Consider the following 14,129-nt stretch of genomic DNA (forward strand, 5'->3'; position numbering starts at 1 on the left):
TACGACTTTTTACATCTTCGATCTTTACGTACAACAGGGTCTTACATGGCTTTCCAATAATCGACCCAACCGCCGCAGCGCGGTCTTCGAAGCTTATTGGAGATAATAATAATGAATGGCCGTAAAGCTGATCCTTCCCTGCGCCGTGACATCCTGTCCTGCGCCGCGCACCTCATTGACTGCTGAGGTGCCGACATGAACGAAAACACTGATCGCAAAGGCATCCAACTGACCCGTGCGCTGAAAAGCCGGCACATCTTCATGCTATCCCTGGGTGGCGTGATCGGCACCGGGCTGTTCATGGGCTCGGGTGTAACCATCAACCAGGGCGGGCCGTTGGGGGCGATCCTCGCGTACCTGGTCGCCGGTTTCCTGATGTACCTGGTGATGGTCTGCCTGGGCGAACTGTCGGTGCAGATGCCGGTGTCCGGTTCGTTTCAGACCCACGCCACGAAATTCATCGGCCCGGCCACCGGTTTCATGATCGGCTGGGTGTACTGGATGAGTTGGGCCACCACGGTCGGCCTCGAGTTCACCGCCGCTGGCATGCTGATGACCCGCTGGTTCCCGGCGGTACCGATCTGGTACTGGTCGGCGTTGTTCGTGGTGGTGCTGTTTGGCATCAATGCCTTGGCGACCCGCGCTTTCGGTGAGGCGGAATACTGGTTCTCCGGGATCAAGGTCGCGGCCATTCTCGGTTTCATCGTCGTCGGTGTACTGGTGATCTTCGGTGCGATCCCGCTGACCAGCGGCGCACCGGCACCGATGATGAGCAACCTGATCGGCGATTCGCTGTTCCCCAACGGCCTGTCGGCGGTGTTCGCGGTGATGATGACCGTGGTCTACGCCTTCCAGGGCTGCGAGATCATGGGTGTGGCGGCCGGTGAAACCGACCAGCCGGAAAAAAGCATCCCGCGCGCCGTGCGCAACGTGGTGTTCCGCGTGCTGATTTTCTATGTGCTGGCCATTGTCGTGTTGTCAGCCATCGTGCCGTGGCAGCAGGCGGGCTTGATGGAAAGTCCGTTCGTGCAGGTGTTCGACATGGTGGGCATTCCGTTCGCCGCCGACCTGATGAATTTCGTGATCCTCACGGCGATCCTGTCGGTGGGCAACTCCGGCCTGTACGCCTCGACCCGCATCCTGTGGGCGATGTCGAAAACCGGCATGGCGCCCAAGAGTCTGTCGCCACTGAGCAAGCGGGGCGTTCCGTTGCGCGCCCTGAGCATCACCCTGTGCTTCGCCCTGGTGTCGCTGATGACCAGTTTCGTCGCGGCGGACACGCTGTTCATGGTGTTGATGGCGGTGAGCGGCATGTCCGGCACCGTGACCTGGATTGTCATCGCCCTGGCGCAATACAAATTCCGCAAGGCCTACCTGCGTGATGGCGGAAAACTCAGCGGCCTGAAATACCGCGCCCCGTGGTTCCCGGTGCTGCCGCTGATGTGCATCACCCTGTGCTGCTCGCTCTTCGTGTTCCTGGCGCTGGATGAGACCCAACGGCCGTCGCTGTACTGGGGCTTTGGCTTCATTGCGCTGTGCTATGGCGCGTACTTCCTGTTCCATCGCAAGCGTGAAGCGGTGTTGGCGCCGAGCCTGCCTAGCGCATAAGTCCCCTATTCAGCACATCCCCCTGTGGGAGCGAGCCTGCTCGCGAAGGCGGCATCACATTCAACATCCCCGTTGACTGATGCACCGCTTTCGCGAGCAGGCTCGCTCCCACAGTTGTTTTTGCGGTGTCCTGTGGGCAGTTGTTCGAAGTTGTAACAGAGTCGTCAGTCAAAAATCGTACGAAGATAATAAATACTTATAAATCAATTAGATAATCAATTTATAAGCCTGTTACAGCTTATTTAGCAACCAATTGCCGCCTTACTGAACACTCGTTTAGTATGGCCTCAAGTCGCCACACCTCAGACCAATCAAAATAATTCGAGGACTCGCATGACTACTCACGATTCGCTGCTCAGTCAGGTCGAAGCAGGCGTTGCCTGGATCACCCTCAATCGCACCGCTCAGCGCAACGCGCTGGACATCCCGACGCTGAAAAAAATCCACGAACTGCTCGACGCCTACAACGCCGATCCTGCGGTTCGCGTCGTGGTGCTGACCGGTAGCGGACGCAGCTTCTGCGCCGGTGCCGACCTCGACGAATGGGCGGAAGCCGAAGCCCGTGGCGCGCTGGAAACCTATGGCTGGACCGAAACCGCCCATGCCCTGATGACCCGCTTGCACAGCCTGGAAAAACCGACCATCGCCGCCATCAACGGCACCGCCGTCGGCGCGGGCATGGACCTGACGCTGTGCTGCGACCTGCGCATCGCCGCGCAATCGGCACGCTTCAAGGCCGGCTACACCAGCATGGCCTATTCGCCGGACGCGGGTGCCAGCTGGCACTTGCCACGCCTGATCGGCGTCGAGCAAGCCAAGCGCCTGCTGTTCCTCGACGAACTGTGGGGCGCCGACCGTGCCCTCGACGCCGGCCTGGTCAGCGATGTCTGCGCCGACGATCAATTGCACACCGTCGCCAGCGAACTGGCCACACGCCTGGCCGTCGGGCCGACCTTTGCCTTTGCCCAGACCAAAAAGCTCATGCGCGAAGGCGCCGACCGCAGCCTGTCCGAGCAGCTGAAAGCGGAACTGGCCGCCGGCCTGTTATGCGGTCGCAGCGAAGACGGCAATGAAGCGCTGCGCGCCGCCATGGAAAAGCGTCCGCCACGCTTCATCGGTCGATAAGCCACGGCACACACCCATCAGCACACGAACAACAGGTAGCACCATGAATTTCCAACTGACCCAAGAACAAGAAATGTTGGTGGACGCGGTACGCAGTTTTGTCGAGAAGGAACTGCTGCCCTATGAAGACCAGGTCGACCGTGCCGACGAAGTCTCCCCGGAACTGGCGGCACAGATTCGCGGCAAGGCGATCGCCGCCGGTTTCTATGCCTTCAACATGCCGGAAGAGGTGGGCGGTGGCGGTCTGGACTACCTGTCCCAGGCACTGATCGAGCGTGAGCTGTCCAAGGTGTCCTGGGCGCTGCACGTGTTCGTCGCGCGGCCGTCGAAAATCCTCATGGCCTGCAAGGGCGACCAGATCAACGACTACCTGCTGCCGTGCATCCAGGGCGAGAAGATCGATTGCTTCGCCCTCACCGAGCCGGGTGCCGGTTCCGATGCCAACGCGATCAAGACCCGCGCCGTGCGTGACGGTGACGACTTCATTCTCAACGGCAGCAAGCACTTCATCAGCCACGCCGGCCACGCCGATTTCGCCATCGTCTTCGCCGTGACCGACACCTACGAGCAAAACGGCAAGAAGCGCAACGCCGTGACCTCGTTCCTGGTCGACCGCAACACCCCGGGCATGACCATTCGCCGTGGGCCGAAGTGCGTGAGCAACCGTGGCTACCACACCTTCGAAATGTTTTTTGATGATTGCCGCGTGCCAGCCTCCAAGGTCCTGGGCGAAGTCGGCAAGGGCTGGGAAGTGGCCAACGCCTGGCTGACCGCCGGACGGGTGATGGTGGCTGCCAACTGCGTCGGCCAGGCGCAACGGGCACTGGGCGTGTCGTTGCAATGGGCGGCGGATCGTAAGCAATTCGGCCAGCCGATCGGCACCTACCAAGGCGTGTCATTCAAGCTGGCGGACATGGCCACGCAGATTCGCGCCGCCGAACTGCTGACCCTGCACACCGCCTGGAAAATGGACCAGGGCACCATGACCGATGGCGAGGCCGGCATGGCCAAGCTGTTTGCCAGCGAAGTGCTGGGTCGCGCGGCCGACGAGGCGGTGCAGATTTTTGGCGGCATGGGCCTGATGGATGAGGGGCCGGTGGAACGCATCTGGCGCAATGCGCGGATCGAGCGGATCTGGGAAGGCACTTCGGAAATCCAGCGCCACATCATTTCCCGCGAATTGCTGCGGCCGCTGCTGCGCTGATCGCCCCGGAGAATTCCCATGTCGCAATCGATTCGTGACAACCTCAAACGCATGCTCGCGCCCAAGCACGTGGCGTTCGTCGGCGGCCGCAGCATGGCGCGCGCCCTCAAGCGCTGTGCCGAGGGCGGTTACCAGGGGCAAATGTGGCTGGTCAATCCGCAGCACGACAGCCTTGAAGGCGTGCCGTGCGTGCGCAGCATCGCTGATTTGCCCTGCGGGCCGGACGCGGTGTTCATCGCCACCAACCGTGACCTGACCCTGACCTGCGTCGCCGAACTCGCCGCCATCGGCACCGGCGGTGCCATCTGCTACGCCTCGGGTTTCGCCGAGGTCGGCGCCGAAGGACAGGCCCTGCAACGCCAGCTGCTGGAAGCCGCCGGCGACATGGCCTTGCTCGGTCCCAACTGCTACGGCCTGCTCGACTACCTGCACAGCTCCGCGCTGTGGCCGGTGGCCCATGGCGGCAAGGCGGTGGAGAAGGGCGTGGCGGTGCTGACCCAGAGCGGCAACTTCGCCTACAACCTGTCCATGAGCGACCGCTCGCTGCCGGTGGCCTACATGGCCTCGGTGGGCAATCAGGCGCAACTGGGCGTGGCCGAACTGATGGACGTGCTGCTCGATGAGCCACGGGTCACCGCCATCGGCCTGCACCTGGAAGGCCTGAAAAATGTACCGGGGTTCGCCCGTGCCGCGCACAAGGCGCTGGAGAAGGGCATTCCGATCATCGCCCTGAAAACCGGCGTGTCGCAGATCGGTGCCGAACTGGCCCTGAGTCACACCAGCTCGCTGTCCGGTTCCGATGCGTTGTACGACGCACTGTTCGACCGTCTCGGGGTGATTCGCGTCAGTGGCCCGGTGAGTTTCGTCGAAACCCTGAAGGCCGCGGCCTGCGGCAACCTGCCGGCGGGCGATAGCCTGATCGCGCTGGCCTGCTCCGGTGGCGACGCCGGGCTGATCGCCGACTACTCCGAACGCAATGAACTGGCGCTGCCCAAACTCGATCAGGGCCAGGTCGCTGAACTGGCCCAAGTGCTGCCCAGCTACGCCAACCTGGTCAACCCGCTGGATTTCACCACGGCGATCTGGGGCGACGGCGAAGCCTTGAACCGCATGCTCGACAGTGCCCTGCGCACCGAAGCCGACGCGGCGATGCTGGTGCTCGACTACCCGGCGGAGTTCACCGGCGAGCGCAAGGAATGCGACCTGTTGCTGGACCTGTACTGCAAGGCGCTGGAGCGTCATGGCAAGACCGGTTTCGTCACCTCGGCCTTCCCGGAACTGCTGCCGCCTCACGCCCGTGAGCGTTTGCATGCCCAAGGTGTGGCAGCGTTGCAGGGTGTCGAAGACGGCCTGGCCGCCTGGGGTCGTATTGCCGGTTACCAGCGCAATCGTCAGGCCTTGTTGGCCCTCGGCGAATCCGCACTGGTGCCGCTCTGCCCGCAAGCGCTGGAAGGCGAAGGGCATTTGCTCAACGAATGGGATTCCAAGCAGGCCTTGCGTGCCTTTGGCCTGTCGACGCCCAACGGCGCGTTGAGCACGCCAGACACAGCGCTAGTAGACGCCGCAGCGCTGGGCTACCCGTTGGTGGTCAAAGCCGTCAGCGCGCAACTACCGCACAAGACCGAAGCCGGTGCCGTGGCACTGAACCTCAAGGACGGCGCGGCCCTGAGTGCCGCACTGGAAAAAATGCGCGCCAGCATCAAGGCGTACGCACCGGACGTGCCTTTCGAACAATTGCTGCTGGAGCCCATGGCCAAGCCGCCACTGGCGGAGCTGATCGTCGGCATCAAACGTGAAAACGATTTCGGCGTCGCGCTGGTGATTGGCGCGGGCGGGATTCTGGTGGAGCTGCTCAAGGACAGTCGCAGCCTGTTGCTGCCGACTACCGACGGCGCGATTCGCCAGGCCTTGCTGAGCCTGCGCAGCGCCCCGTTATTGCAAGGTTTTCGCGGTCGCGACGCGGCGGATCTGGATGCCTTGGTCGCAGCGATCCGCGCCGTGGCTGATTACGCCTGCGAAAACGCCGCGCAGTTGCTGGAACTGGATGTGAACCCATTGTTGGTCGGCGCCGATGGCACGACCGCGGTCGACGCGTTGATCCGCCTCGGCCATGAATGAGGAACTGAACATGCAAAGCAAAACCTTGACCGGTGGCCAGGCGCTGGTGCGTCTGCTGGCCAACTACGGCGTCGACACCGTGTTCGGCATTCCCGGCGTGCACACCCTGGAGCTGTATCGCGGCTTGCCCGGCAGCGGCATTCGCCACGTGCTGACCCGGCATGAACAAGGCGCCAGTTTCATGGCCGACGGCTATGCCCGGGTCAGCGGCAAACCCGGCGTGTGCTTCGTCATCACCGGCCCCGGCGTGACCAACGCCGCCACCGGTATCGGCCAGGCCTACGCCGATTCGATTCCGATGCTGGTGATTTCCAGCGTCAACCACACCGCCAGCCTCGGCAAGGGCTGGGGCATCCTGCACGAGTGCCAGGATCAGCGCGCCATGACCGCGCCCATCACCGCGTTCTCGGCAGTGGCCCTGACCGCCGAAGACCTGCCGGAGCTGATCGCCCGTGCCTACGCCGTGTTCGACAGCGAGCGTCCTCGCCCGGTGCACATCTCGGTGCCGCTGGACGTGTTGGCGGCACCGGTCGCCCGTGACTGGAGCCAAGACGTCGTGCGTCGTCCGGGGCGCGGCACGCCGGCCGCCACTGTACTGGACGAAGCGGTGGCCAAACTGCAAGGCGCCAAACGACCCATGATCATCGCCGGCGGCGGCGCCTTGAATGCCGCCGCGCAATTGCAGGAACTGAGCACCCGTCTGGCCGCGCCGCTGTTCACCAGCGTCGCCGGCAAAGGCCTGCTGCCACCGGATGCGCCGCTGAATGCCGGTTCATCCCTGTGCGTCGAGCCGGGCTGGAACCTGATCGCCGAGGCCGACGTGGTGCTGGCGGTCGGCACGGAAATGGCCGACACCGATTTCTGGCGCGAACGCCTGCCGCTCAACGGCGAAGTGCTGCGGGTGGACATCGATCCGCGCAAGTTCAACGATTTCTACCCGTGCTCCGTGGCACTGCACGGGGATGCGCAACAGACGCTGGCGGCCTTGCTCGAACGCCTGTCGGCGGACGTGCGTGACGCCAACGCAGCCACGGCCAAAGTCGCGGCGCTGCGGGAAGCGATTCAGTCCGGTCATGGTCCGTTGCAGTCGATCCACCAGGCGATTCTGCAACGCATCGCCACCGAACTGCCCGCCGATGCCTTCATCAGCACCGACATGACCCAACTGGCCTACACCGGCAACTACGCGTTCGCCAGCCAGGCCACCCGCAGCTGGTTGCACCCGACCGGCTACGGCACCCTTGGCTACGGCTTGCCCGCGGGGATCGGCGCCAAGTTCGGCGCGCCGCAACGCCCGGGCCTGGTGCTGGTGGGCGATGGCGGTTTCCTCTACACCGCGCAGGAACTGGCGACGGCTGTCGAGGAACTGGACAGCCCGCTGGTGGTGTTGCTGTGGAACAACGATGCACTGGGGCAGATCCGTGACGACATGATTGGCCTGGATATCGAGCCGATCGGTGTGCTGCCGCGCAACCCGGATTTCGCCGCCCTTGGCCGAGCCTTTGGCTGCACCGTGACTCAGCCGCAGAACCTCGCGGAACTGCAAACCGACCTGCGCCACGGCTTCAATCGCAATGGCGTCACCCTGATCGAGCTCAAGCATGCGTGCGTTCGCTGATCACTGACGTGGCACAAGAATCTGTAGCAACTGGCGAATCTGTGGTGAGGGGATTTATCCCCGTTCGGCGGCGCAGCCGTCGCAGACCCAGACGACGGGGTGGGCCTGAAACACTGCGATCTCCGGGTTTACGACTGCTTCGCAGCCGAACGGGGATAAATCCCCTCGCCACAACTACGCCAGCTGTTACATCGATCGTCTTTATAGGAGGAAGGCCATGCGCTTTTCCGATCTGACTCAACGAATCGCCGGTGACGGCGCTGCCGCCTGGGATATTCATTACCGCGCACTGGCCATGCTGGAGCAGGGCAAGGACATTCTGCTGCTGTCGGTGGGCGACCCGGATTTCGATACGCCGCAGCCCATCGTGCAGGGCGCCATCGACAGTTTGTTGTCCGGCAACACCCACTACGCCGAGGTACGCGGCAAGCGCGCCTTGCGTGAAGCCATCGCCAAACGTCACCGGCAGCGTAGCGGCCAACTGGTCACGGCGGATCAGGTCACGGTGCTGGCCGGTGCGCAATGCGCGCTGTTCAGCGTGGCTCAGTGCGTGCTCAATCCAGGCGATGAAGTGATCGTTGCCGAACCGATGTACGTCACCTACGAAGCGGTATTCGGTGCCTGCGGTGCGGTGGTGGTACCGGTGCCGGTGCGCTCGGAAAATGGTTTCCGCGTACGGCCCGAAGACGTCGCGGCACGCATCACCCCGCGTACCCGTGCCCTGGCGCTCAACAGTCCGCACAACCCATCGGGGGCCAGCCTGCCGCGCAGCACCTGGCAGGCGCTGGCCGAATTGTGTATCGCCCACGACCTGTGGCTGATTTCCGATGAGGTCTACAGCGAGCTGTTGTTCGAAGGCGAACACATCAGCCCGGCGAGTCTGCCGGGCATGGCCGAACGCACCGCGACCCTCAACAGCCTGTCCAAATCCCACGCCATGACCGGTTGGCGCGTCGGCTGGGTGGTGGCGCCGCCGTCCTTGTCCGCGCACTTGGAAAACCTCGCGCTGTGCATGCTCTATGGCTCGCCGGATTTCATTCAGGACGCCGCCGTGGTGGCGCTGGAAAGCCAGCTGCCGGAACTCGAAGCCATGCGCGAAGCCTATCGCCAGCGTCGGGATCTGGTCTGCGAAAGCCTGGCCGATTGCCCCGGTGTGCGTGCCTTGAAACCCGACGGCGGCATGTTCGTGATGGTCGATATCCGCGAAACCGGGCTCAGCGCCCAGGCGTTTGCCGACCGCTTGTTGGATCGCCATGGCGTTTCAGTGCTGGCCGGTGAAGCGTTCGGCCCGAGCGCGGCCGGTCATATCCGCCTTGGGCTGGTGGTGGGGGCTGCACAACTGCGTGATGCCTGCCAGCGTATCGCTCGTTGCGCCGAAGAACTGATGGAGGCTGAGGTTGATGCTTAATTACAAGGCACTGTTTATTGATGGCCGCTGGCAAACCCCGTCAGGGCAAGGCGTCGCCGAGGTGATCAACCCGGCCACTGAAGAAATCGCCGGCAGCGTGCCGTTGGGCGATGAGCACGATGTCGACAACGCTGTGGCGGCGGCGCGCAAGGCCTTCGCCTCGTGGTCGCGTACGCCGTCCAGTGTACGTGCCGGGTACATCCGCGCCCTGGCCGAACAACTGAAAGCCCGCGCCGATGAAATGGCGGCGGTGATCACCACCGAATTGGGCATGCCGGTGCAATGGTCGCGTTCGGTGCAGGTTGACGGGCCGATCATCGGCCTTGAGCAGTACGTCGAACTGGCCGGCTTGATGGACGAAGTGCGCGAAGTCGGCAACTCGCTGGTGATCCGCGAAGCGGTGGGCGTCTGTGCCTTCATCAATCCGTGGAACTACCCGCTGCATCAGTTGATCGGCAAACTCGCGCCAGCGCTGGCCGCTGGCTGCACGGTGGTGGTCAAGCCGAGCCAGGAAACCCCGCTGCACGCGTTTTTGCTGGCGCAGATGATCGAGGACATCGGCCTGCCGGCCGGGGTGTTCAACCTGGTCAGCGGGCCGGGTTCGAAAGTCGGTGAAGCCCTGGCCAGGCACCCGGACGTGGACATGGTGTCGTTCACCGGCTCCACCGGCGCCGGTGTGCGGGTCTCGCAGGCAGCGGCACCTTCGGTCAAACGCGTGTGCCTGGAACTGGGTGGCAAATCGGCGCTGTTGATCGCCGACGATGCCGATCTGGACGCCGCGGTGCGCTACGGCGTGCAGGACGTGATGATCAACTCCGGCCAGACCTGCACTGCGCTGACTCGCATGCTGCTGCCGGCCAGCCGTTATGCCGAGGCACTGGAGATCGCGCTGGAAGAAACCTTGAGCCTGAAGATGGGCGATCCGCTGGATCCGCAGAGCTTCCTCGGTCCGATGTGTTCCGCCGGGCAACGCCGCACTGTCCTCGATTACATCAAGGCCGGCCAGGAGGAGGGGGCACGCCTGTTGTGCGGTGGTGACGCGGCGCCGGAGTTCGAGCGCGGCTACTACGTCAGCCCGACGCTGTTTGCTGACGTCGACAACCGCATGCGCATCGCCCAGGAAGAAATCTTCGGTCCGGTGCTGTGCCTGATCCCTTACCAAAACGAAGCGCAAGCGATCCAGATCGCCAACGACTCGCCGTTCGGCCTGTCCAGTGGCGTCTGGGCCGGCAGCACCGAGCGCGCCTTGGAGCTGGGGCGGCAACTGCGGGCGGGTCAGTGTTTTCTCAATGGCGCGGCGTTCAACTATCAGGCGCCGTTCGGGGGCTACAAACAATCGGGTAATGGACGTGAATGGGGGGAAGAGGGGCTCAGCGAATTCGTCGAAGTGAAGGCGATCCAGGTGTGACCGTTGGACATTCAAACATAAACAGCACCGGGCCCAGGCCCGGTGTCTTGCGTGGTTTTGAACAGGTATTTCATTAGCGTTTATCAGGGGCAATGCAATGAGCGATAACAAAAACAAGATTACTCAAGCGAACCATGAATTCAGTCTCCCTCGCAGGGACTTCTTGAAGTACAGCGCCACCGCCGCGGCGGTGGCCGGGGCGTTCTCCATGGGCTTGCCGTTTGGCGCCTTTGCTGCTGAAGCCACGCCAAAACCCGGTGGCGTGCTGCGCCTGGGCCTGGCCGGTGGCAGCACCACCGACTCCCGCGATCCGGGCTCCTGGGCCGACACCTTCACCTTCGTCGGCTTCTCGGCGGTCTATAACACCCTCACCGAAATTGCCGTGGACGGCACCGCGATTCCCGAACTGGCAGAAAGCTGGACTTCCACTCCCGACGCGCGCGTCTGGACCTTCAAGGTTCGCCAGGGTGTGACCTTCCATAACGGCAAGACCCTGACCGCCGATGATGTGGTGGCCTCGATCCAGCATCACCTTGGGGAAAAATCCACCTCGGCGGCAAAAACCGTGTTGGGCGACGTGGCCAAGGTCAGCGCCAACGGCAGCGACAGCGTGGTGTTCGAACTGCACTCGGGCAACGCCGATTTCTCTTATGTGGTCGCCGATTACCATCTGGTGATCATGCCGAGCAAGGACGGCGTGCCCGAGTGGCAGTCCAGCGTCGGCACCGGTGGCTATCGCCTCAAGGACTTCGAACCGGGCGTGCGCATGACCCTGGAGCGCAGCCCGGATTACTGGAAACCGGGCCGGGCGCACTTCGCCAGCGCCGAGCTGATCGCGATTGCCGATGGTGCGGCACGGGTCAACGCGCTGGTGACCGGGCAGGTGGACGTGATCAACAAGGTCGACCTGAAAACCGTAGCGCTGCTCAAGCGCAACCCGAACCTGGTCATCGAGGAAACCAAGGGCGCCCAGCACTACACCTTCCCGATGCTCACCGACAGCCAGGTGTTCCAGAACAACGACGTCCGCTTGGCCATGAAACACGCGATCAACCGCGAAACCCTGTTGGCTTCGGTGCTGTACGGCTATGGCCTGGTCGGCAACGATCACCCGATCCAGCCCGGCAGTCGCTTCATCAATACCGCGCTGGAACAGCGCACCTACGACCCGGACAAGTCGAAATTCCACTTGAAAAAGGCCGGCCTGGATTCGCTCAAGGTGCGCCTGCAAGCCTCTGACGCCGCGTATACCGGTGCGGTGGATGCCTCGGTGCTGTTCAAGGAGCAGGCCCGTGCCGCCGGGATCGACATCGATGTGGTACGCGAACCCGCCGACGGTTTCTTCTCCAACGTCTGGATGAAGCAGCCGTTCACCACCTCGTTCTGGTACAGCAGCCTGACCGCCGACCGCATGTTCAGCATCGGCTACGCCAAGGGCGCGGCGTGGAACGAAACCCACTGGGACAACCCGCGCTTCAACCAGTTGCTCAATGCCGCCCGCGGCGAAATGAACGACCCGCTGCGCCGCGAGATGTACAACGAAATGCAGGCGCTGTGCCGCGATGACGGCGGGGCGATCGTGCCGCTGTTCGCCAGCTCCGTGGCGGCGCGCTCCAACCGCGTGGTGCATGGCGGGCAGACCGCGCCCTACGGCGAGCTGGATGGGTTGCGGGTGATTGAGCGGTGGTGGCAGGCGTAAGCGCCAGTCAAAACAATGAAGATCCACTGTAGGAGTGAGCCTGCTCGCGATTAGGCCCTGTCAGATACATTTTTGGTGGCTGACACACCGCTATCGCGAGCAGGCTCGCTCCTACAGTGGGAAATTGTGGTCGTCGTAAGGAATTACGCAGTGAACAGTATTTTCAAGCTGCTACTTCAGCGTCTGGCATTGGGGCTGTTATCGCTGTTTGCGGTGTCAGTGATCATTTTTCTCGCGGTCGGGATGCTTCCGGGCGATATCGCCCAGGCCATGCTCGGCCAGTCCGCCACCCCGGAAACCGTGGCGGCGTATCGGGCGCAACTGGGCCTGGACATGCCGCCGCTGACCCGCTTCGGGCACTGGATCTGGCACCTGCTGCAAGGTGACCTCGGCGTGTCGCTGGCTAACCAGCGGCCCATCGCCGAGCTGGTGGGCGCGCGCCTGGGCAACACCTTCAGCCTGGCGCTTTTGGCTGCACTGGTATCGGTGCCACTGGCGTTGCTGCTGGGTATGCTCGCGGCGTTGTATCGCAACAGCTGGTTCGACCGCCTGCTCAATACCTCGGCCCTGAGCGCGGTGTCGTTCCCCGAGTTCTTTGTCGCGTACATCCTGATTCTGGTGTTCGCGGTGAAACTCAACTGGTTCCCGAGCATTTCCAACCTGTCGCCCAACGCCTCGCTCGGTGAGGTACTGGAGCGTTCGGTGCTGCCGGTCGCGACCCTGAGCTTGGTCGTGATCGCGCAGATGATGCGCATGACCCGCGCTTCGTTGATCAATCTGCTCGCCAGTCCCTATATCGAGATGGCGCGGCTCAAGGGCATCAGCCAGTCGCGGATCATCTTCCGCCACGCCTTGCCCAATGCGCTGGCGCCCATCGTCAACGTGGTGGCGCTGAACCTGGCCTATCTGGTGGTGGGTGTGGTGGTGGTCGAGGTGGTGTTCGTCTATCCGGGTCTGGGTCAGTTGCTGGTGGATTCGGTGGCCAAGCGCGACATCCCGGTGGTGCAGGCCTGCAGCCTGATCTTCGCCGCGACCTACATCCTGCTCAACACCAGTGCCGACGTGCTGTCGATCGCCAGCAATCCACGCCTGATGCATCCGAAGGGGTAAGCCATGAGCCTGTTCAAACAATTAGTACGGGCGCCGCTGAGCGCCAAATTCGGGCTGCTGGTGATTGTGCTGTACATCCTGGTGGCCGTGTTCGCGCCAGTATTGGCGCCGTTCGGCGAAACCCAGGTGGTGGGCGAAGGCTTCGCGCCCTGGGGCGGGCAGTTCCTGCTGGGTACCGATAACCTGGGGCGCGACATGTTCAGCCGCCTGGTCTACGGCGCGCGCAACACCCTGGGCATTGCCTTCCTGACCACGGTGCTGGCGTTCCTGCTCGGTGGACTCGGCGGTCTGATCGCGGCGATCAAGGGTGGTGCGATTGATCAGGGTTTGTCGCGGGTGGTGGACATCCTGATGGCGATTCCACAGTTGATTTTCGCCCTGCTGATCCTCAGCGTGGTCGGCACCACGGCGACGTCGCTGGTGCTGGTGATCGCGCTGCTGGATGCAACCCGGGTGTTTCGCCTCTCAAGGGCGGTGGCGATGAACGTGGTGGTGCAGGACTTCGTCGAAGCCGCGCGCCTGCGCGGTGAAGGGCTGTGGTGGCTGGTGACCCGGGAAGTGCTGCCCAATGCCGCCGCGCCACTGATTGCCGAATTCGGCCTGCGCTTCTGCTTCGTGTTCCTGTTCATCAGTGCGCTGTCGTTCCTCGGCCTGGGGATTCAACCGCCCACCGCCGACTGGGGCAGCATGGTGCGCGACAACGCCGTGCTGATCACCTTTGGCGACATCAGCCCGTTGCTGCCTGCGTTGGCCGTGGCGCTGATCACCGTGAGCGTCAATTTCGTCGTCGACTGGATGCTGCACAAGTCCAGCGGCCTCAAGGAGTGCTGA

10 protein-coding genes are annotated in these 14,129 nt (G+C 63.2%); all 10 read left to right on the top strand.

The genetic code is table 11. The annotated features are described in order from the left end of the window. Positions 1 to 195: 195 nt before the first annotated feature. Positions 196 to 1,608 carry an amino acid permease gene (locus HNQ83_RS12705; protein WP_175389278.1) on the top strand — a complete coding sequence of 471 codons (1,413 nt, stop codon included), beginning with the start codon at positions 196 to 198 and terminating at the stop codon, positions 1,606 to 1,608. Positions 1,609 to 1,941: 333 nt separating this feature from the next. Next, the gene (locus HNQ83_RS12710) at positions 1,942 to 2,733 is read left to right on the top strand and encodes an enoyl-CoA hydratase/isomerase family protein (RefSeq protein ID WP_175389279.1); all 792 of its coding nucleotides are present in this window, start codon (positions 1,942 to 1,944) and stop codon (positions 2,731 to 2,733) included. Positions 2,734 to 2,776: 43 nt separating this feature from the next. Beyond that, positions 2,777 to 3,937 (top strand): acyl-CoA dehydrogenase family protein, encoded by a 1,161-nt coding sequence (locus HNQ83_RS12715; protein WP_175389280.1) that lies wholly within the window; start codon positions 2,777 to 2,779, stop codon positions 3,935 to 3,937. A gap of 18 nt (positions 3,938 to 3,955) precedes the next feature. Continuing rightward, positions 3,956 to 6,055, top strand: a complete 2,100-nt coding sequence (locus tag HNQ83_RS12720) for an acetate--CoA ligase family protein (protein ID WP_175389281.1) — start codon at positions 3,956 to 3,958, stop codon at positions 6,053 to 6,055. A gap of 10 nt (positions 6,056 to 6,065) precedes the next feature. After that, positions 6,066 to 7,673: a 5-guanidino-2-oxopentanoate decarboxylase gene (locus HNQ83_RS12725; RefSeq protein ID WP_175389282.1), complete on the top strand. Its 1,608-nt coding sequence runs from the start codon at positions 6,066 to 6,068 to the stop codon at positions 7,671 to 7,673. Between the two features lie 217 nt (positions 7,674 to 7,890). Then, positions 7,891 to 9,081 (top strand): pyridoxal phosphate-dependent aminotransferase, encoded by a 1,191-nt coding sequence (locus tag HNQ83_RS12730; protein WP_175389283.1) that lies wholly within the window; start codon positions 7,891 to 7,893, stop codon positions 9,079 to 9,081. Then, positions 9,074 to 10,489: an aldehyde dehydrogenase family protein gene (locus HNQ83_RS12735; RefSeq protein WP_175389284.1), complete on the top strand. Its 1,416-nt coding sequence runs from the start codon at positions 9,074 to 9,076 to the stop codon at positions 10,487 to 10,489. The genes HNQ83_RS12730 and HNQ83_RS12735 overlap by 8 nt, the downstream gene beginning before the upstream one ends. A gap of 97 nt (positions 10,490 to 10,586) precedes the next feature. Continuing rightward, positions 10,587 to 12,188, top strand: coding sequence for an ABC transporter substrate-binding protein (locus HNQ83_RS12740; protein WP_175389285.1), 1,602 nt, complete (start codon positions 10,587 to 10,589; stop codon positions 12,186 to 12,188). 150 nt (positions 12,189 to 12,338) lie between these two features. Beyond that, complete coding sequence (locus HNQ83_RS12745) at positions 12,339 to 13,298, top strand: ABC transporter permease subunit (protein WP_175389286.1); 960 nt, start codon at positions 12,339 to 12,341, stop codon at positions 13,296 to 13,298. Positions 13,299 to 13,301: 3 nt separating this feature from the next. Next, positions 13,302 to 14,129, top strand: coding sequence for an ABC transporter permease (locus HNQ83_RS12750; RefSeq protein ID WP_175389287.1), 828 nt, complete (start codon positions 13,302 to 13,304; stop codon positions 14,127 to 14,129).

Origin of the sequence: Pseudomonas sp. C2B4 (assembly GCF_013359695.1) — a bacterium.
GTDB lineage: Bacteria > Pseudomonadota > Gammaproteobacteria > Pseudomonadales > Pseudomonadaceae > Aquipseudomonas.

Coding starts and splice junctions, on each gene's coding strand:
- HNQ83_RS12720 (WP_175389281.1), top strand. CDS start 3,956: ATGTCGCAATCGATTCGTGACAACCTCAAACGCATGCTCGCGCCCAAG.
- HNQ83_RS12750 (WP_175389287.1), top strand. CDS start 13,302: ATGAGCCTGTTCAAACAATTAGTACGGGCGCCGCTGAGCGCCAAATTC.
- HNQ83_RS12735 (WP_175389284.1), top strand. CDS start 9,074: ATGCTTAATTACAAGGCACTGTTTATTGATGGCCGCTGGCAAACCCCG.
- HNQ83_RS12705 (WP_175389278.1), top strand. CDS start 196: ATGAACGAAAACACTGATCGCAAAGGCATCCAACTGACCCGTGCGCTG.
- HNQ83_RS12730 (WP_175389283.1), top strand. CDS start 7,891: ATGCGCTTTTCCGATCTGACTCAACGAATCGCCGGTGACGGCGCTGCC.
- HNQ83_RS12740 (WP_175389285.1), top strand. CDS start 10,587: ATGAGCGATAACAAAAACAAGATTACTCAAGCGAACCATGAATTCAGT.
- HNQ83_RS12710 (WP_175389279.1), top strand. CDS start 1,942: ATGACTACTCACGATTCGCTGCTCAGTCAGGTCGAAGCAGGCGTTGCC.
- HNQ83_RS12725 (WP_175389282.1), top strand. CDS start 6,066: ATGCAAAGCAAAACCTTGACCGGTGGCCAGGCGCTGGTGCGTCTGCTG.
- HNQ83_RS12715 (WP_175389280.1), top strand. CDS start 2,777: ATGAATTTCCAACTGACCCAAGAACAAGAAATGTTGGTGGACGCGGTA.